Raw genomic sequence first — 25,638 nt, forward strand, 5'->3', positions numbered from 1 at the left:
TGAAATTTTTAAGCACCTTCCTTACAATTTTATTTATAAAGTTCCGATGTTGCAATTAAGTAGGTGCGCTACATCTATTGGAGCAAATTATGAAGAGGCTCAAGGTGCGGTGAGCAAGAGAGACTTCAGTCATAAAATTGGAATTTCTTACAGGGAAGCTAGAGAAAGTGTTTATTGGCTAAGAACACTATATGAACTCTACACTGATGAAAAATATCAGGTAGATTTTGAAAAGTTTAAAGCAGAAGCAATAGAGTTGAAGAAAATATTTACATCAGTCAAAATTTCATCCAACAAATAGAAATTTTGAGCCCAGTTTAATAAATATGCCCCATCATCCATTATCCATCCCACATCTTACATCAAAGATATATACCGCCAAAGTGATGCATCATCGACTTGCGCCGAAAAAGCATTCCTTTTGGTACAATGTGTATATGTTTTATATCGATTTGGATGAAATAGACTTACTGGCAGAAAAGCTGATATGGTTCAGTAGAAATAAATTCAATTTGTTTTCTTTTAGAGATTCAGAACATTTGCAGCTTCCCAAAGAAAATCCTGATAAAGCCAAAACCACAAGACAACATTTAGAAACTTATTTAAAAGGATATGGAGTGGATGGCACTAAGTTGAAAATAAAATTGCTCACCAACCTGAATGTTTTGGGCTATAATTTCAATCCTGTTTCTTTCTATTTCTGTTTTGATGAGAATGCAATGCCTGTATGTTGTGTGGCCGAAATCAGCAATACTTATCGTGAAATGAAGCTTTTTTTCTTCGGAAAAGAAGAATTACATGGCGATATCTTTAAAAAAATCACAACAAAATACTTTTACGTTTCACCGTTTATCGATCATGATGATTCGTTCGATTTCAATTTAAAAGTACCTGCAGATAAACTTGATATCAAAATTGATGACATTGATAAAACGGGTAAGAAATTTTTCTTCACTACTTTAAAAGGTGATTCCAGGCCGATCACAAACGCCAACCTGTTAAAATGTTTCTTTTCTATTCCATTAATTCCGTTGCAAATAATGGGCATGATACATTGGCAAGCTTTGAGGTTATGGTTAAAAAAACTATCTTTTCATCCGAAAGCAGAAAACCCTGAACTGCAACGTAACGTATATAAACCATATAAACCGCAAACAAAATAGATTAAAAGATTATGAATACGCTTGCTGCTACTAAAACATCAACAGGTTTTTTTGAAAAAGTAGTGCTTAATGCACTATCGAAAATGAACTTGGGGAAGCTTGAACTTACTTTGCCAAGCGGCGAAATGTTGGTTTTTGGAAATGGCGAGGATAAAATTGCAGCGAATATTCAGGTCAATCATCCCGATTTTTTTAAATCTATTGCTTTATATGGCGACATTGGTTTTGGCGAAGGCTACACAACACGTTTGTGGGATTCATCAAATATTACAAATGTAATTAAGTGGGTGCTTTTAAATATTGAAAATGCACCATCAGTTACGGGAAGTAAAGTGAAATCGATAGCACTAAATCTATTTAAAATTGTAAACAAGTTTACCCATGTACGCAGGGCAAACACCCTGGCTGGTTCGCAAAAAAATATTTCAGAACATTACGATTTAAACAACGATTTCTTCGCAACTTTTCTCGATAAAACCATGACCTATTCTAGCGGCTATTTTTTGAATGATGATGTTGGTTTAGAAGATTCTCAATATGCGAAATATGATCGTTTAGCGAAACAGCTAAAAGTTAAATCAACCGATCATGTTTTAGAAATTGGAAGCGGTTGGGGCGGAAATGCAATCTTTTTGGCTAAAAATTACGGCTGTAAGGTTACTTCTGTAACCATTTCCAGAGAACAACAGAAATTGGCAATCGAACGTGTAAAGGAAGAAAAATTGGAAGATAAGGTTTCAATTATCATTCAGGATTATAGAAATATCGAAGGAACTTTCGATAAAATTGTTTCCATCGAAATGCTGGAGGCTGTTGGTCACCAATATTTGGAAACCTACTTTGAAAAATGCCAGTCACTTCTGAAACATGACGGGATTTTTGCATTTCAAGTAATTACTTCGCCTGATAGCAGGTATGATAAATTGAGAAATGGTGTAGATTGGATACAGAAACACATTTTTCCTGGTTCTTTGCTTCCATCGGTTGCCGCAATTAATAAGGCTATAAACAACACTGGCGATTTAACTTTAGTTGATTTAAAGGATATGGGTTTAGATTACGCCAGAACACTTCACCTTTGGTATTTAGAATTTAATAAACATATTGATAAAGTTAAAGCCCTCGGTTTTGATGAAACTTTTATTCGCAAGTGGAATTATTACTTAAACTACTGCGAAGCTGCTTTCGCCATGCGAAATATAAATGTAATGCAATTGGTTTACACCAGGCCAAATAATACTTCAAGGTGATGTAAAGTGTAGCAGGGTAAACTGGATGATATAAGATGGATAATGGGCGAGAGGCTTGTTGTCCATTTTTTGTATTTGCCGTTATCTATCCTACATTTTTCCTCTCATATTTTTCGATTTTCTATCTTTTTCCATCTTCCCCTAATTTTTTTGTCGGGAAAATTTGCACCTTTGCCGACTAAATTAACGAAGTCGCGTAAAAAGTATCCTACACCATTGTAACAAATGGTAATTTATGTCGACTAATAACCAAAGATTAACAAACTAACATGAAACGAATTTTACTCTTAATCCTGTCTTTAGGAATATTTATTAACGCACAAGCACAATTTCCTGGTGGTTTAGGTGGGGGCGCAAAAAAACCAGCAGTTTTTGGTCGCGTAACAGCTACCATTTTAGATTCTGTTACCAAGCAACCTATTGATTACGCAACCGTTTCTTTAATTAATGTAAAGGATAATAAATCTGTAAATGGTGGCGTAACCGATCCAAAAGGAAAGTTATCGCTGCAAAATGTTGCACCTGATTCATATAAATTGATGATCGGTTTTATGGGTTATAAAACGAAATCTATTTTAGTTACCACAACGCCTGCAAAACCAGATCAAAATTTAGGAACCATTTATATCTCATCAACCGAAAATACTTTAGCTGATGTTCAGGTTCAAGGTACAAAAGCCATTATCGAAAATAAAATTGATAGAATGGTTTACAATGCGGAAGCCGATGGTACAAATGCAGGTGGCGATGCTACCGATGTGATGCGTAAAGTGCCAATGTTATCGGTTGATGCTACTGGAAATGTTCAACTTCGCGGAGGTGCAGTTCGTGTATTGATTAACGGTAAGCCTTCTGGTACAATGGCAAGTAGCGTAGCTGATGCCTTAAAAATGATCCCTGCAGAGCAGATAAAAAGTGTGGAAGTAATTACCAGTCCATCTGCAAAATACGATGCGGAAGGTTCGGGTGGTATCATCAACATCATCACTAAAAAATCTACAGCACAAGGCGTAAGTGGAAGTGTAAATACCTCTGTAGGTACACGCCAGAACAATGGTGCATTTAATTTAACTGCAAAAACAGGGCGTTTAAGTGTAAACACGAGTTTAGGTACAAACCTGGCTTATCCACAAAAATCGTTAACAGAATTTATTACCAATACCACCTATTTAAACGGTACAACCAATAGCATTGCGCAAAGTGGCTTTTCGAGATGGAGCCGTAATGGTTATAATGGAAGTGTAGGTTTGGATTACGATTTCAATGCTTATAATAATATTAGTACTACAGCTAAAATCAACAGTTTTTCTAATGGTGGCCCAAGTGAAACCAGTTACATCATCAATAACATTGCTGCAGCAAACATTGGCGATATGGATATGACTTTTAGGAATCTGGATTGGAATGTTGATTATCGTAAAACCAGTAAGAAAGAAGGAGAGGAATTTTCTATTTCAGCACAATTATCAACAGGTAGAAATCCGACACGTTTTAGCAATACGCTAACTTCTGCCGCTTTTCCAACCGGATTAATTACCAATAGTAACAATACTGGTAAAAATAATGAATACACTTTTCAAACCGACTACACGTATCCATTTACAAAAGCTACCATTTTAGAAGTTGGTGCTAAAGCTATTTTGAGAGATATAAAAAGTCAATTTGATATCGCAGCACAAGATTTTGATTACAATCAAAACGTTGGAGCAGCATACGGTGTAATTGCTTTTGACTTATCAAAAAAATGGAAATTTAAGGGTGGTTTAAGGGCAGAGTATACTCAAATTGATTTCAACACCCAAAATAGTGGTATCCAAAAAAATGATTATTTGAACTTGTTTCCAAGTGCTATACTTTCGAGAACATTAAAAGGTGGTGCAACTTTGAAATTGAGCTACAATCGCCGTGTACAAAGGCCAACACAAAATTATTTAAATCCTTTCCGCAACGAAAGCGATCAGTTTAATATTATGCAGGGTAATCCACAATTGGATCCTGAATTGAGTCAGAATTTTGAGTTGGGATACAATACTTACGTTAAAGGATCAGTAATTACAGCTTCATTATTTTACCGTCGTACTGGCGGTGTTATTGAGAGGTCAATTTCGCCAGTAACAGAAAATGGCATCAATAAAACTTTAAGCTCTTATATTAATGTAGGTACAGCCGAAACTTATGGCTTTAACCTCTTTGGTTCATACAACCCAAAACCAAAATGGACATTGATGACCAATTTCGTGGGCAGCACATATTCTGTAACCAATAATCAAACAAACGTTAATACAGGTACTTATTTCAATTTCAACTGGTTTGTTCGTTCAGCTTACGGTTTTGGCACAGGATACAACTTTGAACTCTTTAATGTAATTACATCAAGAGTGCGTACATACCAAGGTGTTACAGAACCATTTTATATTTATGGAGCATCACTTAAAAAAGATTTATTCAAGAAAAAAGGGAGTGTTGGTTTAAATGTTTTAAATCCGTTTACAAAGGATTTACATATTAAAACGGTTAACAATGCGGTAAATCCAACAGGTACGATTTTTCAAAGTGTAAATATTTACTATCCAATCCGTTCTTTTGGAGTTAACTTTAGCTATAGTTTTGGTAAATTGAAATTTACTGAGAAGAAAAAAATTAAGAATGATGATGCTAAACAAGACCAACAACAAGGTGGTGGTGGAATGGGTGGCGTTCAACAATAACATTATTTTAAATGATATGGTAAAGTCTTCGATGCAAATCGAAGACTTTTTTGCTTTAGGTGTAAAATGTACACTTAGTATTAAGGATATTCACCCAATTTATTCCAAAGATTAATTTTAATGCGTGTTTTTCTCGAATAAATCAAATCAGTATAATTTTTTCTGCGGGTTTCAATCAAATGTCTTTATTTTTTTTAGTTGATGTTTCCACTTTGAGCAGTTTTATGCGGTTATTTATTTTTAAAAACTATATATTGCATGTAACTAACAAACATTAACCTAAATAATAGAGATATGAGAAAAATCTTTACTTCACTATTTTTTCTGTGTATATTACTAATTGGGCTACCATTAATGGCCCAGGTAAAAACCATTACAGGAAAAATTACTTCTTCTGATGATTCTGGACCGCTACCAGGTGCAAGTATCAAAGTTAAAGGTACAAATTCCGGAGCATCAACTGATGGAAGTGGTAATTTTACCATTCAAGTTCCATCTTCGAATGCGGTTTTAGTAATCAGTTTAATAGGCTACAAAACACAGGAGGTTACGGTTGGTAACAAAACTACGATTACTTTGACGCTAGTTTCTGATGCACAAGAACTGCAGGAGGTAACCGTTTCAACCGGGCTTGGCATAACCAGGCAGGCAAAATCATTAGGCTATGCTGCCCAACAGGTAAATAGCGAAGATTTAAACTTCAATCGCCAGCCAAATCTAATTAATGCTTTGCAAGGTAAAGTAGCAGGCGCAACCATATCGAGTATGGGTGGTGGTCCTGGTCAGGGTGCCAATATCAGAATCAGAGGGGTAAACTCCATCGATCCGAGTATTCCAAGTGATCCACTTTATGTGATTGATGGTGTGCAGATTGATAATTCTACTTCTACATTGGGTGCTAATCCAGGCGGTACAGCTTATGGAGCCAGGGGTGTGAGTAACAGGGCATCTGATATTAATCCTGAAGATATTGAAACCATCAACATTTTAAAAGGTGGTGCAGCAACTGCATTATACGGTTTAAGAGGTGTGAATGGTGTGGTGGTCATTACCACTAAAAAAGGCAAAAACGGTGGTTTGAGCATTAACCTAAGCAGTAGTTATGGTTTTGATGAGGTGTTGAAAAAACCAGCTGTTCAAAAAGAATATACACAAGGTGTTTTAGGTGTTTACGCAAATCCACCAAGTGGTATTGGACCCGCCTGGGGCCCAACTATTGCAGAAGCAAAATTAATTGACCCAACCCATCCGGATCAGCTATATGATAATTACGATCAGGCATTTGGAACAGGGCAGCAGATTAAAAATTCTGTTTCGGTTGCTGGTGGAAGCGAACTGGTGAAGTTTTTCTCTTCTGTATCTCAACTCTATCAAAAAGGGATGATGCCAAATACTGATTACAAGAATTTATCAGGAAGATTAAATACCGATGTAACTATTAGCCCGAAATTTAAGGCTTCGGTTAACATGAATTTCAGTAATGCCGGTGGTTATACCTATAGTGCTGATCGTTTTGGTGAAGGTTTGGCTTATTGGTCTCCGCGTTATGATGTATCCGATTATATCAATGAAAATGGTACACAGAAATATATTGGAACAAATAACCCGATCTGGGGTACTAAAACCAACCAGCTTAAAGGTGATGTAAATCGCTTCATAGGAGGTGCCGCGTTAACGTATGAGCCAACTAAATGGCTAAACTTTTCTTATCGTTTTGGTTTAGATACCTACAATGATAACCGGGTGAGAACTGCGCCAGGTCCAATGGGTATTACGGGTGAGCAAGTTTATGATAACGATCAGGGTTTTTATGGTGAGTACAACTCCAAAGTTAGAACGCTAAATGGTACTTTTTTAGCTACTTTAACCACTAAAATAGCAAAGGATTTAAATGGAACTTTGAGGTTAGGACAAGAGATGTACGATACCCGATTGAAAAATATTGGCACATTAGGTAGTCAGTTGAGTATTTACAATTTCTTCAACCTGGCTAACTCAAAAGTTGTAACGGTTTCTCAATCAATCACCCAAAAAAGGTTAATCGGTTATTTTGGCGAGGCCACTTTCGATTATAAAAACTACCTGTTTTTAACGCTAACCGGTAGAAATGATATTACCTCAACGTTATCAAAAGAGAACAGATCATTCTTCTATCCATCAGCAAGTATCAGTTATGTATTTTCAGATCAATTTAAGCTTCCAACTGCAATCAGTCAGGCTAAGTTGAGATTATCTTATGCTAAACTTGGAAAAGATGCACCTATTTATGCGGGAGCATCATCAGGTTTTGCTACTTATGGCAGCTTACCAACCGGCACAACCGGTTTAACATTGGCTTCCAACCTTGGCAATCCAAATCTTCGCCCTGAATTTACAAACACTTTTGAAACCGGTTTGGAAATGTCTTTCTTTAAAGGTCGCTTAGGATTTGACTTTACATACTACTATTCATTAAGTAAAGACCAAATTATCCAGGCTCAAATCACTTCGGCAACTGGTTATGTCACTACTTCAATTAATGCAGGTAATATCCGTAACCGTGGTGTAGAACTGGTGATCAATGGAAAGCCAATTGATGGAAAAGATTTTAAATGGGGCGTTAATTTAAATGTATCTGCCAATAGAAATAAAATCCTTTATTTACCAACAGATATCATTTATGGCTCTGCCAGAGGATATGGAAATGCAGGTGTAACCATGAAGTTGGTTGAAGGACAAGCTTTTGGTAACATTTATGGCTCTTATTTTAACAGATATTCAGGCGGACAACCACAAGATCCTAATTTCCTGGATAAAGATTTGCCATTGTTGATCGGTGCTGATGGTTTTCCAATCATTTCAGGCGGTACACAAAGAATTTTGGGTAATTCGCAACCCGATTACGTGATCGGCATGGGTAATAATTTCAGTTACAAAAGATTTAGTTTAAATGTTTTGTTTGATGCCCGTTTAGGATTTGAAAAATACAATTGGCTGGAAGATTTTTACTCGGCTTTCGGTTTGCCGGATTATACTGCTGATCGCAGATCATTCAGGACTTTTGAAGGTGTACTGGCCAATGGAACACCAAATACTAAGCAAGTTTGGTTAGGTCAGCGTTTAGGGCCTGATAACGTGGATTACGGAGAAGGTTATTACCGTAGATTTTACAGGAACGTTTCTGAGCCATTTGTAACTGATGCATCGTGGGTTCGCCTTCGTTCGGCAAGTTTAAGTTATGCTTTGCCGACAAGCTGGTTACCTAAAAAATCCATCAGATCTGCATCTGTAGCTGTTACAGGAAATAACTTGTGGCTATGGACTAAATATTACGGTGTTGATCCAGAATCAAGTTCGTATGATGCCGGAAGTAACAATGATGGCTCTGCTGGATTTACCTATCCAACAGCACGTACAATTATGTTCTCTCTAAACGTTGGTTTTTAATTTGATTTAAGATGAAAAAGATTTTAAAATATACAGTATTATCAGCGTTGGTAGCTAGTGTTACGCTTCAAGGCTGCAAAGACAGCTATTTTGATGATGTTGCTAAAAACCCCAATCAGGTAACTACGCCAACACTGGCATCGCTGCTTGCTACCTCAACAAGTAAAGCAGGAGTTAATAATTATAATGTAGCCAGCGCCATTGTGCCTTATGTGCAATATACAGCAAACCCTGCTGCTGCGGGTGCTGGCGATACCTATCAATCTATTGATTTTAGCGGAACCTGGGATGCACTTTATTTTGCAATGGCCGATGCCAATGAGATGAAAAAGATGGCAGTTGCACAAGGTTCTAGTGAGTACAAAGGTGTGGCAGATGTGTTAATTGCTTACAACCTAATTATGGTAAATGATTTATGGGGTAGTGCACCATTTTCTCAGGCATTTGATATTACCACGTTCTTTCCTAAGTACGATTCGGCTCAGGAGGTTTATAACCAAAGTATGGCATTGGTAGATGAAGCCATTGTAGAGTTAGCTAAAACCAATGCCACCATAAAATTAGCCGCAACCAGCGATTTAATTTATGGAACTACAGGTGCAAATGAGCGGGCAAACTGGCTAAAATTTGCTTATGCATTAAAAGCCAGATTGTTAAATAAGGTTAGTAAAACCAGTACTTACAATCCTACATCGGTATTGTCGGCAGTTGGTAGTTCATTCGCTTCCAATGCAGAAGATGCTCAAATGGCAACTTTCAGTGTACGTAACTTTTGGGCAGGTGTTGCCATCAGCAATGCATCGCAATCTTTAGGTGGATGGTTATCAGAACAATTGATTGACCATTTAAATGGAACAACTTACGGTGTATTTGATCCACGTATTGCTAAGATTACGGATAGAACAGTAAATAATGTTTATATCGGAACGGTAAATGGTGCAGGTAATCGACTGCCGGGTGCAAACACAGTGAAAGATGAATGTTATATTTCGGTAAATTCACCATGGACTAGCCCAACCTCACCAATTTTTATTGCCACTTATGCTGAGATGAAATTCATTGAAGCGGAGGCTTCTTTTACAACTGATAAAACAAGATCTTACAATGCGTACTTGGCTGCGATTTCTGCAAACATGGATAAATTTCAGGTTGCAGCAGCCGATAAAGCTACATATCTTGCCGATGTGAGGGTTTCAGTTGGTGTTGCTGCTTTCACAAAAGATTTAATTTTCAAGGAAAAATATGTATCAACCTATTTGAATCCTGAAGCATGGAATGATGCAAGAAGATCTGATTATAAGTATAAAGATTTTACACTTCCAGCAAATGTAACCTTGCCAGATTTTATTCGCAGAAACGATTATCCTCAAGGCGAAAGAAGTAAAAACGGTGCCAATGTTCCGGCCGAAGTTCCAAGAACTACCAAGTTGTGGTGGGATCAGTAACAATATTATAGAAAAATTAAGTTTTAAGCTCCAATCGTGTTTCGGTTGGGGCTTTTTTTGTAATTTATCTTCAAATCCTAGTCATGAAAAAATCTTTGCTTTTTCTATTTCTTGCAGCCTTATCGTTCAATATATTTGCTCAATCTTTTTCTATAAAATCAGTTTTGAGTTACCCATTTCCAACACAATTGGTATCATCGCAAATTGGTTCTAAAATTGCATGGGCGGCAAATGAACAAGGCAAAAGGAATATATATACTGCAGAAGCACCCAGTTATAAGGCAGTTAAAATTACCAATTACAATGAAGATGATGGACAGGAGCTTACCAGCCTTTCTATTTCTGCAGATGGAAAATGGATAGTATTTGTTCGTGGTGGTGATCATGGTGGCAGAGATGGTGGTCCTGTAAATGCAGCATCATCTGCAATTGCGCCTAAAGTTGAAGTTTTTACAATTCCGTTTGCTGGAGGGAAGGTTAACTTAATTGCCGAAGGAGATTATCCTCTGATTTCACCTAAAAGCAACCAGCTACTATTTGCCAAAGGAGGTCAAATATTTTTAAGTCCAATTGATGGTTCTTCATCAGCTAAAAATATCATTACCATAAAGGGAACCAATAGCGCTTACAAATGGTCGCCTGATGGCGAGAAAGTTGCTTTCGTAAGTAACCGCACCGATCATTCTTTTATTGGTATTTATCAAGAGCAAAAAACACCAATCAAATGGATCCTGCCATCTTTTTCTAAAGATAATGCCCCTGTTTGGTCTCCTGATGGAAATTCCATCGCTTTTATTAGAATACAAGGAACTGGAGGTGAAACAGATTCTATTTTAAAAGCTAAACACCAGGCTTGGGGAATTTGGACGGTAGATCTCAAAACGGAAAAGGGCAAGCAAATCTGGAAAGCGCCAGAAACTTTACGTGGATCTTTTCCATCAATAGAAGGTGGTGCAAATTTAATGTGGGCAAACGATAAAATTGTTTTTGCTTCGTATGAAGACGGGTGGCCACATCTATACACAATGAAAACTGATGGATCGAATAAGATACTACTGACTCCTGGTAATTTTACGGTAGAAAATATCAAATTGAGTAACGATAAAAAGACTTTGGTTTTTGCATCAAATACCGGTAAAGATGTTCACGATTTGGATCGTAGGCATATTTTTTCCGTTTCAGTGGATAAAGCAAATATGAAACCTTTAAGTTCGGGTTTAGGTATAGAGGCTTATCCTGTTTTTTCTGCTGATGGAAATCAGGTTTTTTGCTTAAGTGCAACGGCACAGAGACCATTATTACCTGCGGTATTAGAAAATGGCAAAAAACCACAATTAATTGGTAAGGATTTGATTCCAAATGATTTTCCTATTGGTGAATTGGTTACCCCTAAACACGTAAATTTCAAAGCTGCAGATGGAAATACCGTTTATGGGCAACTGTTTTCTCCAAAAAAGACTGCTAAGAATCAACCTGCTGTTGTTTATGTTCATGGTGGTCCTCAACGGCAAATGTATTTAGGTTGGAGCCCGATGGATTATTATTCCATTGATTATGCTTTGAATCAATATTTGGTGAGTATGGGCTTTACGGTGTTATCTGTAAATTATCGTTTGGGTTTGGGTTATGGTTACGATTTTCACAAACCCCGAAATGCGGGTGCGCAAGGTGCATCCGAATATCAGGATGTTAAAGCCGCGGGTGAATGGCTGGCCAATTTACCTCACATCGATCCAAAAAAAATAGGCATTTATGGGGGTTCTTATGGTGGTTATTTAACAGCACTGGCACTTGGAAAAGATTCGAAACTTTTTGCTGCCGGTGTAGATATTCATGGAGTAAATAACAGATTCAGCAGTGCTGCCACAGAGGGTAAGTTACCTGCTCCTGATGCCGAGCTGGCAGCGAAAGTGGCAACAGAATCATCACCCGTTACTTATATTAAAACCTGGACTTCACCAACTTTAATTATACATGCTGATGATGACCGAAATGTAGCTTTTAATCAAAGTATTGATTTGGCCAAGCGGTTTGAAGATTTGAAAATAGCGTTTGAATTTTTAGCTATTCCTGATGATACCCATCATTGGATGAAGTTTTCGAATGGCGTAAAAGTGAGTGATGCGACAGCTGATTTTTTAAAACGCAAATTAATGGATAAGAAATAGATTAGTAATCTCCTAAGAAATTTAGTCCTTTTTAATTCCCTTCAAAATCATCAAACTTAATGCGTTAAAAGCATATCCACTGATGTTATTTTGCAACATCACTACAGATTGATCGTAAAATAGCGGTACCACTGGCGAATTATCCATCACCAACTGATCCATCTTGCGGTAAAGTGTAAAACGTTTTTCATCATCCGTTTCGTAATAGCTTTGCTCAAATAATTGATCAAATTCTTTATTGTAAAAAGCAAAATAATTTGGTCCAAATGGAACTTTGTTTTTAGAGTAAAACATCGAAAGGAAATTTTCTCCATCAGCGTAATCTGCAAGCCATGATCCACGGAAAAAGTTTACGCTGTTTTTCGACATTAAATCCCTTAAGCTTGCGCTCGGACTCACATCAATTTTTACTTTAATGCCAACGTTTGTTAATTCACCCTGAATAAATTCGATCAAATCTTTATAAGTTGTAGTGGTGTTTAAAGTAATTTCAGGCAATCCTTTGCCTTCCTTAAAACCTGCTTCAGTTAATAATTTTGCCGAAAGTTTAGGGTTATACGAGTAACCGCGAACAGCAAGGCTATCAAAACCAGGCATTCCTTTCGGTATAAATCCAGATGTTGCTGCAATACCGATTCCGTTTCGCAAGTAGCGAATCAGCTTATCTCGGTCGATGGCATAATTAATGGCCTGCCTAATTTTTTTGATTTTTAAAGGTGAGTTTTTTACAAGTGCTAAATTGGTATCAACTAAAATCCCAACATATTCAGTGCATAAATAAGGGCTTTTAGTTAAAGTGAATTTGCCCTTATATTTCGAACTCATATTCCCACTTTTAGTTAAAATATCATCCCGGTAACTGCCATCAACATTGTAATAAAAATCAAGGTCTTTTTTTAAAAAACTCATAAAGCCACTTTGTTTATCGGTGATGAAAGTAGCTTTAACTGCATCCAGATAGGGTAATTTTCTGCCGGTTTTATCTTTTTCAAAGTAGTGCTCATTTTTAAGCAAAACTAAAATTTCTCCCTCTTTCCAGTATTTAAATTTAAACGGGCCCGTACCAACGGGATGGCTTCTAAAATCCTTTCCATAATGCTCCACTACTTCCTTAGGTACCACCGAACAATATTGGGTAGTAAGCAAATTCATAAACGGTGGAAAGGGGCGAACCAACTTGATTTGAAAAGTAGTATCGTTCAAGGCGCTAAAACTGGTTTGATCTTTCACTTTGTCACTAAAAATCCATCCTCCAGATGAGGCTACTTTTGGGTCGATCAACCTATAAAATGAATAGGCGAAATCACTGGAAACAACTTTTCTTCCCTTGCCATTTTTAAAAATTTCATCGTCTTGAAAGTAAACATCATTGCGAAGGTTAAAAGTATAAGTCATCGCATCGGCAGATACCGTCCAGTTTTTGGCAATACATGGAACAGTTTGTAGAGAAGAATCTATCTGCACCAAACCGTTAAAAATCTGGTTCGTCATCCAGATGGCATTTTGATTGCGGGCAAAGGCAGGATCCAATGATGTTAAGCCCTGATCTAAATTAATATTGAAGGTTTTTTTATTGCCATGATCGCTTTCCTGCTTGCAGGAAATAAAGAATACACAACAAAAAATCCAAAATATATATTTTAATGAGCCCTGCATGCGGTAAGGAATGTTATTTTTGCACAAATTAATAAATTTAATGCAGATGTCTTTTTTAAACGATTTATTTATTGGCCTGGATGCCACAAAGCAAGAAGATTTACAAGAACGTTTAGATATTGTGGAGCACAAAATTAAGTTTATGGATAAAATGCCCGTTGCGCTGTTGGATGTAAACAATAACCCAAGTTATTACCTATCTGAAGAAATTGCCTTGGCAGGAGGAATGATTGAATCTGATATAATGAGTGCGGCTTTTATTATTTATTATCAACCAGGAAAAACGCTTACAGATTTAATGCGTGAAGTTCCTTCGGTGTTAAACGAAGATTGGCAGGCCGTTAAGAACAACCGAATTATTTTGCTTAATGATGATGTAGACCGTGAGCGTTCTGCAGAAAATGCTGTTTCATTAATCGAAGATATGGCTGAAATGTTGCATCCTGGATCATTTATTTTCGGTCATGAAGGTGATAAGTGGATTAGATTTGGAGCGTAAAATTGATGGGCGATGTAAAATCTATAACGGGAGATGGAATTCTTTTATATAGACATGCGTCATTTTATCTTTAGAAAGATCAACTGGATATTTTAAATTCAACTATGAAAAAAATCTTCGCTACTATTATTTTTGCACTCTCTTTTTTGTTTGTAAATGCACAGGTTGTACCCACATTAACAGCCGATGTTGCGGAAAAGCTTTCGAAAATGCCAATGGGCTGTATCGGTCAGGAGTTTCCAAACAAAACCTCGCATGTTGCCAATACAGCAGTTGACGGTAGATTATTGCCTAGCGAACTACACCCTGCTTTTTATGGCTGCTTGGATTGGCACAGTTCAGTTCATGGACATTGGATGTTGTTAAGGTTACTTAAAACCGTTCCGGATTTAAAAAACAAAGCTGAGATTATTGCGATTTTAAATACAACCTTCTCGCCCGATAAAATGAAAGCCGAAGCGGAATATTTTACAAAATATCAGGTTGCCAATACTTACGAGCGTACATACGGTTGGGCTTGGTTATTGAAACTCGATCAGGAGTTGTACACTTGGGGTAATCCTGACGCAAAAAGATGGTATGCATCTCTACAACCCTTAACCCAGCAAATTTTAAAACTTTGGAAAGCTTATTTGCCTAAACAAACTTATCCAAACAGAACGGGTGTGCATCCAAATACTGCTTTTGGATTGGTGTTCGCGTTAGATTGGGCAAGAACTTTTAAGGATATAACTTTTGAAAAACAAATTAATGATAAGGCCAAGTCATTCTATTTAGATAATACGGCAACACCTGCTTATTTGGAACCGGATGGTTCAGACTTTTTTTCGCCAAGTTTAGAAATAGCTGATTTAATGAGAAGGGTTTTGCCGAACAAAGAGTTTGTAAGCTGGCTAAATAAATTTTACGAAAAGAGAAGCATCGATCGCATTAGTGATTTGCCCATCATTAGTGATATTAACGATTATCAGGGTGTTCACTTGGTTGGTTTATCTTTTACCCGGGCATGGTGCATGAAAGGAGTTGCTAAAGAATTGCCTCAAAACCATAAATGGAAAAAACATTTTCAGGTTACCACTGATAAATTTTTAGCCAACGCTTTGCCTTTGGTATTTGCCGGTAATTATGGCGGCGATCATTGGTTGGCATCTTTTGCGGTTTATGCGTTAGAAAAGTAAGGTGAAGTTTTAAAAATTTCTATAAAATGGTAAAGCTATTATGCGCTCGTTAGATACGGGCGCAAGCGTATATAATGGTCGTTCTTCAATCCTTTTTAATCTGCGGATTTTATCTTCAAGAATCTTAATAATCATTGATCTTGAAATCAAAAAATCCTACAAATCCTGATCTAGAACTTAATGAACTTCTCTATCTGCTCATCCGTAAACTTAACTGTATCATCTTTATACAGGTTATAATTTTCATTTAACTCTTGCTTAATATTTGGAATATGAATTCTCAATGGCAAAACGTTTAAATGAATGTAGTGGCAAACACCCGTAAAATGATCAACCCCACGAATATTGCCGTATTTACCTGATGATATACCTACTAATGCTGCTTTTTTATCGTAAAAACTTTCAGGGAAATTTGCGGCATCGATCATTACCTTTAGCACCCCAGGATAGCTTCCATTGTATTCTGGCATTACAAAAATAAACTTTTCTGAAGAAGTAAGTAGATCCTGTATTTTCTGGAATTCTGGAGATCTTTTGCCATACATATCTGTGTTCAAAACGTCGGCTGGCAAATGTTCCAAGCTAAGCAAAGTAGTTTTTTGGCCTTTTATTTTAAGTTGCTCCTGGTAATATTTGGCAACTTTTAACGTATTGCTGTTGGGTCTGTTGGTGGCCGCTATAATTGTAATCATGGATGAATTGTTAATAAGATGTTTAAAACCCGAGTACCCTTATTGCTAAAATTGCCATATAGTTTGTATCTTAGCTGATTGATAAAAAGGCCGTAAACAACGCAAAAATAGAACATTTTGTCGATTAAATGGCATAAATAAACAGCGCCCAAATACGCGTTATTAAATTTCGGATAGATAGATGAGCAAAATAATTGCATTAGCAAATCAAAAAGGTGGTGTTGGTAAAACAACTTCATCTATAAACCTGGCTGCTAGTTTAGCCGTACTAGAATACAAAACTTTATTGGTAGATGCTGATCCTCAAGCGAATTCAACTTCAGGTATTGGTTTTGATCCCCGAAACATTAAGGACAGTATTTACGAATGTATCATCAACGATATCGATCCTCTACAAGCTATTCAAAAAACCGATACACCAAATTTAGACTTACTGCCAGCGCATATTGATTTGGTAGGTGCCGAAATTGAAATGATCAACCTTAATAACCGTGAGTACAAAATGAAAGCGGTTTTAGAGAAAATTAAAGATCAGTATGATTTCATCATTATCGATTGTTCTCCATCTTTAGGCTTAATTACCATCAATGCTTTAACGGCTGCAGATTCGGTAATTATTCCTGTGCAATGCGAATATTTCGCTTTAGAGGGTTTGGGTAAATTGTTAAATACAATTAAAATTGTTCAAAACCGTTTAAACCCTGAATTAGAAATTGAAGGAATTTTGTTAACCATGTACGATGTTCGTTTGCGTTTATCAAACCAAGTGGTTGAAGAAGTTCGTACACATTTCCATGAGTTGGTTTTTGATACCATTATCCAGCGCAATACCCGTTTAAGTGAGGCGCCAAGTTATGGCGTTTCAGTAATTATGCATGATGCAAATTGCAAAGGCGCAATTAACTACTTAAATCTTGCACGAGAAATCGTTAAGAAAAACGGATTATTAAAAGAAGAAGAAAACATAGATACAGCAACTTTATAAATTATAGATGACATCTTTTCAGCGAAAAACAGGTTTAGGAAGAGGGTTAAGTGCGCTTTTAGATGATAGCGAATCTTCTCACCCACCAAAGCAGCAGGTAAATGCTGTAAGTGAAACCGAGCAGATTGGTAATATCAGTCATGTAAGTTTAACTGAAGTTGAAACCAACCCCTATCAGCCACGTACCGAGTTTGATCAGGTAGCTTTAAACGAGTTAGCAGATAGTATCAAAGTGCAAGGTTTAATCCAACCCATTACAGTAAGGAAAATTGGTGCAAATAAATACCAGTTAATTTCTGGTGAGCGCAGATTTAGGGCTTCAAAACTTGCAGGCTTAACACAAGTGCCAGCATATATTCGCAGTGCTAACGACCAGCAAATGTTGGAGATGGCATTGATTGAAAATATCCAAAGAGAAAATTTAAATGCAATTGAAGTGGCTTTAAGTTTTCAAAGGATGATTGATGAAGTGGGATTAAAACAGGAACAACTGGGCGAGCGTGTGGGTAAAAACCGCACAACGGTAACCAACTATTTGCGTTTGCTAAAACTTCCGCCTGCTATTCAGGCTTCTATCCGCGATCAACGCATTTCCATGGGCCACGCCCGTGCTTTAATTAATGTTGATGGTGTGGATAAACAATTATTCATCCATCAGGAGATTCTGGAAAAAGGTTTGTCGGTTCGTAAAGTAGAAGAGTTGGTTCGTAATTTACAACATGCACCACTTAAAGTTGAGGATAAACCAAAATCTAAAAGTGTTTCCTTTCAGTATCAAAAACTACAGGATGATTTGGCCTCTAAGTTTGCTACCCGTGTAAAACTTAAAGTTTCGCAAAATGGTAAAGGTGCCATTGAAATTCCTTTCATGAGCGATGATGATTTAAACCGAATCTTAGAATTATTAGACTGGTAATGCATTTCAATAAGCTTTTAATACTGGGTTCTTTATTTACATTTTTTCTTGTAAACCAGGCTTCGGCTCAGGTAGGAGATACTGTATCAAAAGCTACAGATACCTTAAAGAATCTTAATTACCGGCCAATGAAAGTAGATTCGCCTAAGGTAATGACTCGCCGCGATTCTGTAAAATCAAAATATGTTAACCCCGGGAAGATTGCTGGTAGAAAAGCGGTAATAAAATCATTGATCCTGCCAGGACTTGGCCAAATATATAATCTGCAGTTATTAAATGATGGCTCAAGAGCAGGTAAAAACCTCACTTTTCAACGTATCTATACCATCGGTAAAATAGGTGCTATTTATGGTGGTTTTACGGTGTTAACCTTATCTTTTATTGAAAGTAGCAAACAATATAATTTATACCTTAAGGAATTGCAATACCGTAATGCAAATGGTGGCAAAGCAGATCCAAATGGACCATTTATCAAAGCAGACGGAACTGAATTCTCAACATCGGGAATAACAACAGGTAAAGATACTTACAGAAGAAACAAGCAAATTGTATTGTTCTCATATGGATTAGTTTATATCGCAAATGTTGTTGATGCATATGTTGCAGCTCGTTTACACTTCTTTAATATCGATGATAAACTATCCTTTAGGGTGATGCCTACTTTAATAAATTCGAACAGCATGTACAGTTTTAATGCCATGCCAGCTTTAAAATTATCGCTAACTTTTTAAAAATAAATACATGAAAATTGCGCTTTTAGGTTATGGCAAAATGGGACAGATTATCGAAAAGTTTGCCCTCGAACGCGGTCACGAAATCGTACTAAAAATATCTATTGATAATCAGGAAGATTTAACCAGGCAAAACCTTAAATCGGCAGATGTTGCTATCGATTTTAGTACACCTGATTCGGTTTTAAATAACATTAGTGCCTGTTTTGATGCCAATGTTCCAGTTGTGGTTGGCACTACAGGTTGGTACGGCAAATTACAGGAAGTTAAAAATGATTGCAATACCAGTAACAATACGTTGTTGTATGGGTCTAATTTCAGTATTGGCGTTAATTTGTTTTTTAAGTTAAATCAAACTTTAGCAAAGCTGATGAACAATTATCCGGCGTATGAAGTGCAGGTTGAGGAAATTCATCACACCCAAAAGTTAGATGCACCAAGTGGTACGGCTATTACAATAGCCGAAGGAATTGTAGATAATTTGGAGCGAAAAACAGAATGGCTAAATGAAGTGGTAGGAACTGATGTGGAGGCTTTTCCGAAAGCAGAACAATTGCTTATCGAATCGCACCGTATTGAAAACATACCAGGAACGCATACGGTAATTTACAGTAGTGAGGTTGATGAAATTGAAATTAAGCACACCGCACACAGTAGAGCCGGTTTTGCTTTAGGTGCTGTAGTTGCAGCAGAATGGTTGAAAGATAAAAAAGGATTTTTCAATATTACCGATATTTTTGAGTAGAAACACAGGCAAGGAATAAGGATGCATAGGCTCTTAATTTAGTGCCTAAATAATTGAAATAAATAAACGCTTTGCAACTTCCTTCTGGGAAGAATTGAGGCTTATTAGCATATCAGAATATGAATTATAAATTCTGGCAACGAAAAAAAGATGCCACCAAAAAGAAAAAAACTAAAACAAGAGAATGGGTTGATGCCATTGTTTTCGCTGTGGTTGCAGCAACCATTATTCGTGTTTTCTTTATTGAAGCCTATACCATTCCATCTGGATCAATGGAGCGCTCTTTATTAATTGGCGATTTTCTTTTTGTGAGCAAAGTTAATTATGGTGCCCGTATCCCGATGACGCCAGTTGCTTTCCCTTTTGCACATCATACCATGCCATTAACCACATCTACAAAAGCATACTGGGATGGTGTTCAATGGAAATACCACCGTTTACCCGGCTTATCTGAAATTAAAAGAAACGATGTTGTTGTTTTCAATTTCCCGGAAGGCGATACCGTTGCCGTGGAAAATCAATCAGATAGCTACTACAATATGGTGCGAAACATGGGCAGAGAACAGGTAAGAAGTAATTTTACCATTGTTGATCGTCCTGTTGATAAAAGAGAGAATTTTATAAAACGTTGTATTGCCATATCGGGCGATGTTATTGCAATGAGCAATGGAGTAGCCACTGTGAATGGAAAACAGGAGCCTCTAAAAAATACAGGCATGATGCCTTATCGCATTTCTTTTAAAACGACAGATTTTAATATAAATGCCCTTACCGAATTGGGTTTTGAAACAGGAGCTATGCAGCAGGTAGTAGGCGACCCAAGTAGCTACGTAGCCAATGCCTCTCCAGAGATGGTAGATAAACTGAAAACTTTAGATTTTATTAAATCAGTAACTTTAAGTCCTGATCCTGCCGGACCAGAGCAAGGTGGTGTTTTTCCTCATGATCCTAACCGTGTTTGGAACAGGGATAATTTCGGGCCGATAAAAGTTCCTTCCAAAGGATGGACGGTTAAAATTGATAGCCTAACCATGCCACTTTATTATAGAGCCATCAGAACCTATGAAGGCAATAAGGTAGAGAAGAAAGAGGGTGTTTGGTATATCAATGATAAAGTTGCAACCAATTATACTTTTAAAATGAACTATTATTGGATGATGGGTGATAATCGCCACAATTCAGCCGATTCCCGATATTGGGGTTTTGTTCCAGAAGATCACATTGTAGGTAAAGCATTATTTATATGGATGAGTTGGGATAGTAATGGTTCTTTCCTTAATAAAATACGTTGGAGCAGATTATTCAGAGGAATTGACTAGTTCCTCCTTCAATTTCCAAACAAAAAAAGGCTTAAAGAAATTTAAGCCTTTTTTTGTTTGGAAAAATACTTTTAAAAAAAATTAATAAGTTTATTAATGTTTTAAATTTATTTATTAAGTTTGCTCTTAAACCAAATAAGAATGTCTGTAATAATTGAAAAGAGTCAGCGCTTAAGAGCCGATATCATCAAACATCTTTATTATAAAAAGGCTTTGTCGTTAACCGATTTGAGTAAACTCACCAAGAAGAGTCTGCCATTGGTTACCTCGATTGTTAATGGTTTAATTTTAGAAGGTTACATACTCGAACAAGGTTTGGCGCCATCAACAGGAGGCAGAAGACCATCTATATATTTACTTAATTCCGAACATAAAAAATATATTGTAGCAGTGGCAATGGATCAGCTCATTACCCGGCTAACCATTTATGATCTATCAAGAAATGTAGTAATTCCGATGCAATATTTGGAATTCAACATGTCTGATGAAAACAGCGATGTTGCTGAACTCATCGATTTTATTAATAAAAGTATCGAAGAATCAAGCATCGATAAGAAAGATATTGTAGGTGTTGGTGTAGGGATGCCGGGTTTTGTAAATGCTGAATTAGGTGTGAATTTATCCTATTTACCTGTAAAAAAAGGATCGCCACTTCGCGAATACCTCACAAAAAAAATAAAACTACCGGTATTTATTGATAATGATTCGAGTTTAATTGCTTTAGCCGAATTAAATTTTGGTGAAGCTATTGATTTGAAGGATGTAATGGTTGTTAATATTGGTTGGGGTACAGGGCTTGGGATGATCGTTAATGGCCAATTATACCGTGGAAGTAGCGGTTATGCAGGAGAGTTTAGTCATATTCCACTATCCGATAGCAATAACTTATGCTCATGCGGTAAACGTGGGTGTTTGGAAGTTGATACCTCTTTGCTTGTAATGGCAGAAAAAGCAGAGAAAGCTTTGGCAGATGGTACTGAATCGAGCATGAAAGAACTCTTCAAAGACAATAGCAAACATCCCCGCGATCATTTTTTAGATGCTGTAATTGCGCAAGATCCTTTGGCAATTTCTATTCTTTCAAAAGCTGGTTTTCAATTGGGTAAAGGATTGGCCACATTGATTCATATCCTGAATCCAGAGTGTATTGTGCTAAGTGGAAGAGGCGCAAAGGCAGGGCAAATGCTATTGCCATCTATTCAACAAGCCATTAACGAATTCTGTATCCCACGAATTGCCGGGCAAACCACCATAAAATTATCTACACTAACAGATGAAGCAGAATTATTGGCAGCAGCAAGTTTGATTGTAGAGAACTGTCTATTTGAATAAGCATAACAAACTAACATAAGTATGGATAAAAAAAAGAAACAAACCAAAACCTCCCTAAACAACTAATCAAAACCTTAACTAAACAAAATTATGAAAAGAATGTACTTAACGTGCTTAAGTATAATGTTGTTAACTATGTTAACAATATCTGCATATGCACAAAAAGCAATCACCGGAACGGTGAGAGATGCATCCGGACCTCTTCCAGGTGTAAGCGTTTCCATTAAGGGAACTTCCAGAGCAACTCAAACTGATGCTTCCGGAAAGTTTTCCATCAATACACAGCCTAACGAAATTCTGGTATTCACTGCAGTGGGCTATCGCAGAAATGAAATATCGATAAATAATCAAAGTACATTAAGTATCACATTGATTGAAGATGCAAATGCACTTAACGATGTTGTAGTAACGGCTTTGGGCGTAAAGCGTGATGCAAAATCATTAGGCTACGCGGTGAGTACGATAACATCTAAAGAGCTTACACAAGCTGGAGCAACGAATTTTGCAGGCGCCATGTACGGAAAAGCACCTGGAGTTCGAATTTCATCTGCGCCAGGGGGTGCTACAAGTGGAGTTAACATCAACATTCGTGGCGTAAACTCAATTACAAATAAAACACAACCACTAATTGTATTGGATGGTGTGCCTATTCGCGATGGTGAATATGCAAATAGCGATTATTGGGGCGATCAAAGAATGCGAGGTAATGGTTTATTAGATATCAATAATGAAGATATTGAAAGTATTTCCATTTTAAAAGGTGCTTCTGCAGCGGCGCTTTATGGTTCTGAAGCAGTAAATGGTGTTGTTTTAATCACTACAAAAAGCGGTAAAGGAGCAAAAGGATTTAGTGTAGATTTCAATGCAAATTATACAAACGATAAAGTAGCTTATTTACCAAGATATCAAAATGTTAGAGGTCCTGGTATTGATCCTTTTTATTCAAATGCTGGTCAAGCGGCTGATGGTTTTGTGTATCAGGATTTGGATGGCAACGGAACTAAAGAAACTAGAGGCGTGGGTGCGTTTAGCATTAACTTCGGGCCGCTTTTCGATGGTAAACCAACATTAGCCTGGGATGGTCAAATCAGACCTTACGATGCTCAAATTGATAATTATGCAAAGTTTTTCCAAACGGCAAACAATTCAAATGTAAACGTTGCAATATCAAACACAACAGATAATTCTAATATCCGTTTATCACTTACCCGCCAAGATAATCAGGCTGTAAGTTATGGTACAAAAAACGAAAAAAATATAGTGAACTTAAATACCTCATTCAAATTGGGACAGAAATTCACTACAGATCTAATTGTAAACTACATTAATCAATACACACACAACAGACCGTTCATGGTAGATCGTATGATTAATAACTTTACTGGAATGATTGGGCGTTTTGATAACCCAGAATGGTATAATGCCAGGTATAAAACAAGTAGAGGTTATAAATTTGTAACTGGTACCAACCAAAGTTTAACCCCATCAGAAAACATTATTTATCCTGGCTTTAAAGCCGATGTTGCAGATTATATCTGGAACGTTAGGGAAAATAATGAAAATGAGTTTAGCGATCGTATCATCGGAAGCTTAACCAACACTTGGAGCATTGTTGATGGTTTAAAATTGAGAGCCCGTGTTTCATCTGATATTACTTCACAAAAAACGGAAACAGCAAAACCCAATGAGGTTCCAATTGCCTTCAATCCAAACTCTGGCTTTTTTGGTTTAATGAATTACAACAGCAAAATTCTTTATGGTGATGCATTGTTAACCTACACTAAAAAAATCACAAAAGATATTGGCATAACGGCAATGGGTGGTTATACAGCCACACGCGAAACTTATAATTCGGTACAAAGAGAAACCAATGGTGGTTTAAGCGTTGAGAATTGGTTTGATTTAAGCGCATCGAACAACATGGCAACTTTTAATAATGGCTTAAATTATCGCAGAACATTGGTTAAAGATGCACTTTTAGGTACATTGAATGCTAGTTTTAGAGATTATTTATTTATTGAAGGTACTGTTCGTAGAGATAGAACATCAACCATGAACCCTAATGATAATAGCTTTATTTATCCATCGGTGAATTCTGGTTTCGTATTTTCTGAAGCGTTTAAATTGCCAGAAGCAATTAGCTATGGTAAATTAAGAGCGTCGTGGGGTATTGTGGGTAATTATCCATCAATTTATCTTGCTAACGTTGCTTACACACAAAATACTTTGGGTACACAAGGTGGTTCAAATTCAGTGCTTTACACTACTATTCCAACGTCTTATGGTAATGAGCTTATCAAACCTGAACGTAAAAAAGAGTTTGAATTTGGTTTGGAAATGCGTTTCTTGAAAGATCGTTTACGTTTAGATATGTCGTATTATAACGCACAAATAAACGATCAGATTTTACCATTAACCATTCCTTCATCATCAGGTGCAACCTCAATTTTAGCCAATGTAGGTACACTTAGAAATAAAGGTTTAGAGATAGCATTGAGTGGTACGCCAATCAGAACTGCTGATTTCAGCTGGAATTCTACCATTAATTTCTCTAATAATAAAAACGTTGTAGAAAAATTAGCAAATGGTGCAACAGAATTGATTCATGCCGATTACGATGGTAATGCAGCACAATTAAAATCGATTGTTGGTCAGCCAATGGGTGATATTTATGTGCACCCTATTGCAAGAGATGGAAATGGAAATGCAATTATCAATAGCGATGGTTTGTATAAACTTGATGCAAATAATATGATAAAAGCTGGTAATGCAATGCCAAAAGTAATTGGTGGTTTTATCAACAGTTTCGCATACAAAAACTTCTCAATGGATGTTGTAATGGATTTTCGATATGGTGGCCATGTAATGCCTACAGGTATTAACTGGATGATTAGTCGTGGTTTATTAGAGGAAAGTTTAAACTTTATGGATACCGAAAGTGGAGGTTTAACTTATTACAGAAATGCTGCTGGTATTGGTGTACAAACAACAGGTACTCAAGGGCCAAACGGAGAAAAAGTTTTTCACGATGGTATGTTGATGCCAGGCGTATTGGATAACGGGCAGGCAAATACCAACGTAATTTCTCAATCATACTATTATTGGAACACTTATAACTGGGGCGGACCACAATATAGTTCAGCTCGCTACGAGCTTTATGTAATTAAAAACAATTATGTAAAAATGCGTGAAATAACTTTAGGTTATAAAATTCCGGTGAGTTTAGCTAAGAAAATTGGCGCTAAAAACTTACAAGTTTCGGCCTTCGGAAGAAATCTATTTTATGTATACAGAACGATTAAAGATTTAGATCCAGAGCAATTAACATCAGGTTCAAGATGGACACAAACCATTACCAATGCGGGTTCTAACCCAGCAACCAGAACTTTTGGTTTTATGATAAGAGCTGGATTTTAATGAGTGTG

General features: G+C 36.8%; 18 protein-coding genes. 16 read left to right on the top strand and 2 right to left on the bottom strand.

The features are described 5' to 3' along the window. Positions 1-4 precede the first annotated feature (4 nt). The 7 genes from LUA91_RS04200 (at position 5) to LUA91_RS04230 (ending at position 12,160) form a co-directional block, all read left to right on the top strand. Positions 5-301 carry a four helix bundle protein gene (locus LUA91_RS04200; protein ID WP_304622632.1) on the top strand — a complete coding sequence of 99 codons (297 nt, stop codon included), beginning with the start codon at positions 5-7 and terminating at the stop codon, positions 299-301. Between the two features lie 25 nt (positions 302-326). After that, positions 327-1,163: a DUF1365 domain-containing protein gene (locus LUA91_RS04205; protein WP_231424776.1), complete on the top strand. Its 837-nt coding sequence runs from the start codon at positions 327-329 to the stop codon at positions 1,161-1,163. Positions 1,164-1,174: 11 nt separating this feature from the next. Further along, positions 1,175-2,413: a cyclopropane-fatty-acyl-phospholipid synthase family protein gene (locus LUA91_RS04210; RefSeq protein ID WP_231424777.1), complete on the top strand. Its 1,239-nt coding sequence runs from the start codon at positions 1,175-1,177 to the stop codon at positions 2,411-2,413. A gap of 269 nt (positions 2,414-2,682) precedes the next feature. After that, on the top strand, positions 2,683-5,121 hold the full coding sequence (locus tag LUA91_RS04215) for a TonB-dependent receptor domain-containing protein (protein WP_231424778.1): 2,439 nt from the start codon (positions 2,683-2,685) through the stop codon (positions 5,119-5,121). A 294-nt stretch (positions 5,122-5,415) separates the two neighbouring features. Continuing rightward, a complete protein-coding gene (locus LUA91_RS04220) occupies positions 5,416-8,547 on the top strand; it encodes a SusC/RagA family TonB-linked outer membrane protein (RefSeq protein ID WP_231424779.1) in 3,132 nt (1,043 codons plus the stop codon). 11 nt (positions 8,548-8,558) lie between these two features. Continuing rightward, the gene (locus LUA91_RS04225) at positions 8,559-9,992 is read left to right on the top strand and encodes a SusD/RagB family nutrient-binding outer membrane lipoprotein (RefSeq protein ID WP_231424780.1); all 1,434 of its coding nucleotides are present in this window, start codon (positions 8,559-8,561) and stop codon (positions 9,990-9,992) included. An 83-nt stretch (positions 9,993-10,075) separates the two neighbouring features. Beyond that, positions 10,076-12,160, top strand: a complete 2,085-nt coding sequence (locus LUA91_RS04230; protein ID WP_231424781.1) for a prolyl oligopeptidase family serine peptidase — start codon at positions 10,076-10,078, stop codon at positions 12,158-12,160. 21 nt (positions 12,161-12,181) lie between these two features. Here LUA91_RS04230 and LUA91_RS04235 read toward each other — a convergent pair whose 3' ends face one another. Beyond that, positions 12,182-13,843: an ABC transporter substrate-binding protein gene (locus LUA91_RS04235; protein ID WP_370633596.1), complete on the bottom strand. Its 1,662-nt coding sequence runs from the start codon at positions 13,841-13,843 to the stop codon at positions 12,182-12,184. A 19-nt stretch (positions 13,844-13,862) separates the two neighbouring features. Here LUA91_RS04235 and LUA91_RS04240 point away from each other — a divergent pair, with 19 nt between their 5' ends. Then, positions 13,863-14,315 carry a hypothetical protein gene (locus tag LUA91_RS04240; RefSeq protein ID WP_231424782.1) on the top strand — a complete coding sequence of 151 codons (453 nt, stop codon included), beginning with the start codon at positions 13,863-13,865 and terminating at the stop codon, positions 14,313-14,315. 104 nt (positions 14,316-14,419) lie between these two features. Then, on the top strand, positions 14,420-15,493 hold the full coding sequence (locus LUA91_RS04245; RefSeq protein WP_231424783.1) for a DUF2891 domain-containing protein: 1,074 nt from the start codon (positions 14,420-14,422) through the stop codon (positions 15,491-15,493). 170 nt (positions 15,494-15,663) lie between these two features. Here the strand turns inward: LUA91_RS04245 and LUA91_RS04250 are convergent, their stop codons facing one another. Further along, the gene (locus LUA91_RS04250; RefSeq protein ID WP_231424784.1) at positions 15,664-16,185 is read right to left on the bottom strand and encodes an NADPH-dependent FMN reductase; all 522 of its coding nucleotides are present in this window, start codon (positions 16,183-16,185) and stop codon (positions 15,664-15,666) included. A gap of 181 nt (positions 16,186-16,366) precedes the next feature. Between LUA91_RS04250 and LUA91_RS04255 the strand changes: the two genes are divergently transcribed. From LUA91_RS04255 to LUA91_RS04285, 7 genes are all read left to right on the top strand, one after another. Beyond that, a complete protein-coding gene (locus LUA91_RS04255) occupies positions 16,367-17,170 on the top strand; it encodes a ParA family protein (RefSeq protein WP_056870038.1) in 804 nt (267 codons plus the stop codon). A 7-nt stretch (positions 17,171-17,177) separates the two neighbouring features. Continuing rightward, on the top strand, positions 17,178-18,086 hold the full coding sequence (locus LUA91_RS04260; RefSeq protein ID WP_231424785.1) for a ParB/RepB/Spo0J family partition protein: 909 nt from the start codon (positions 17,178-17,180) through the stop codon (positions 18,084-18,086). After that, positions 18,086-18,817 carry a DUF5683 domain-containing protein gene (locus tag LUA91_RS04265; RefSeq protein ID WP_231424786.1) on the top strand — a complete coding sequence of 244 codons (732 nt, stop codon included), beginning with the start codon at positions 18,086-18,088 and terminating at the stop codon, positions 18,815-18,817. Before LUA91_RS04260 ends, LUA91_RS04265 begins: the two co-directional genes overlap by 1 nt. A gap of 10 nt (positions 18,818-18,827) precedes the next feature. Next, a complete protein-coding gene (dapB, locus tag LUA91_RS04270; RefSeq protein WP_231424787.1) occupies positions 18,828-19,562 on the top strand; it encodes a 4-hydroxy-tetrahydrodipicolinate reductase in 735 nt (244 codons plus the stop codon). A 119-nt stretch (positions 19,563-19,681) separates the two neighbouring features. Then, positions 19,682-20,881 carry a signal peptidase I gene (gene lepB, locus LUA91_RS04275; protein WP_231424788.1) on the top strand — a complete coding sequence of 400 codons (1,200 nt, stop codon included), beginning with the start codon at positions 19,682-19,684 and terminating at the stop codon, positions 20,879-20,881. Between the two features lie 141 nt (positions 20,882-21,022). Further along, positions 21,023-22,213: an ROK family protein gene (locus LUA91_RS04280; protein ID WP_231424789.1), complete on the top strand. Its 1,191-nt coding sequence runs from the start codon at positions 21,023-21,025 to the stop codon at positions 22,211-22,213. Between the two features lie 135 nt (positions 22,214-22,348). Then, positions 22,349-25,630: a SusC/RagA family TonB-linked outer membrane protein gene (locus LUA91_RS04285; protein ID WP_231424790.1), complete on the top strand. Its 3,282-nt coding sequence runs from the start codon at positions 22,349-22,351 to the stop codon at positions 25,628-25,630. Positions 25,631-25,638: the final 8 nt, after the last annotated feature.

Source organism: Pedobacter sp. Leaf250 (assembly GCF_920984735.1).
GTDB lineage: Bacteria > Bacteroidota > Bacteroidia > Sphingobacteriales > Sphingobacteriaceae > Pedobacter.

Excerpts from the sequence above, each read along its gene's own strand:
- LUA91_RS04205 (WP_231424776.1), top strand. The coding sequence starts at position 327 with ATGCCCCATCATCCATTATCCATCCCACATCTTACATCAAAGATATAT.
- LUA91_RS04210 (WP_231424777.1), top strand. The coding sequence starts at position 1,175 with ATGAATACGCTTGCTGCTACTAAAACATCAACAGGTTTTTTTGAAAAA.
- LUA91_RS04215 (WP_231424778.1), top strand. The coding sequence starts at position 2,683 with ATGAAACGAATTTTACTCTTAATCCTGTCTTTAGGAATATTTATTAAC.
- LUA91_RS04220 (WP_231424779.1), top strand. The coding sequence starts at position 5,416 with ATGAGAAAAATCTTTACTTCACTATTTTTTCTGTGTATATTACTAATT.
- LUA91_RS04225 (WP_231424780.1), top strand. The coding sequence starts at position 8,559 with ATGAAAAAGATTTTAAAATATACAGTATTATCAGCGTTGGTAGCTAGT.
- LUA91_RS04230 (WP_231424781.1), top strand. The coding sequence starts at position 10,076 with ATGAAAAAATCTTTGCTTTTTCTATTTCTTGCAGCCTTATCGTTCAAT.
- LUA91_RS04240 (WP_231424782.1), top strand. The coding sequence starts at position 13,863 with ATGTCTTTTTTAAACGATTTATTTATTGGCCTGGATGCCACAAAGCAA.
- LUA91_RS04245 (WP_231424783.1), top strand. The coding sequence starts at position 14,420 with ATGAAAAAAATCTTCGCTACTATTATTTTTGCACTCTCTTTTTTGTTT.
- LUA91_RS04250 (WP_231424784.1), bottom strand. The coding sequence starts at position 16,185 with ATGATTACAATTATAGCGGCCACCAACAGACCCAACAGCAATACGTTA.
- LUA91_RS04255 (WP_056870038.1), top strand. The coding sequence starts at position 16,367 with ATGAGCAAAATAATTGCATTAGCAAATCAAAAAGGTGGTGTTGGTAAA.
- LUA91_RS04260 (WP_231424785.1), top strand. The coding sequence starts at position 17,178 with ATGACATCTTTTCAGCGAAAAACAGGTTTAGGAAGAGGGTTAAGTGCG.
- LUA91_RS04265 (WP_231424786.1), top strand. The coding sequence starts at position 18,086 with ATGCATTTCAATAAGCTTTTAATACTGGGTTCTTTATTTACATTTTTT.
- dapB (WP_231424787.1), top strand. The coding sequence starts at position 18,828 with ATGAAAATTGCGCTTTTAGGTTATGGCAAAATGGGACAGATTATCGAA.
- lepB (WP_231424788.1), top strand. The coding sequence starts at position 19,682 with ATGAATTATAAATTCTGGCAACGAAAAAAAGATGCCACCAAAAAGAAA.
- LUA91_RS04280 (WP_231424789.1), top strand. The coding sequence starts at position 21,023 with ATGTCTGTAATAATTGAAAAGAGTCAGCGCTTAAGAGCCGATATCATC.
- LUA91_RS04285 (WP_231424790.1), top strand. The coding sequence starts at position 22,349 with ATGTTAACAATATCTGCATATGCACAAAAAGCAATCACCGGAACGGTG.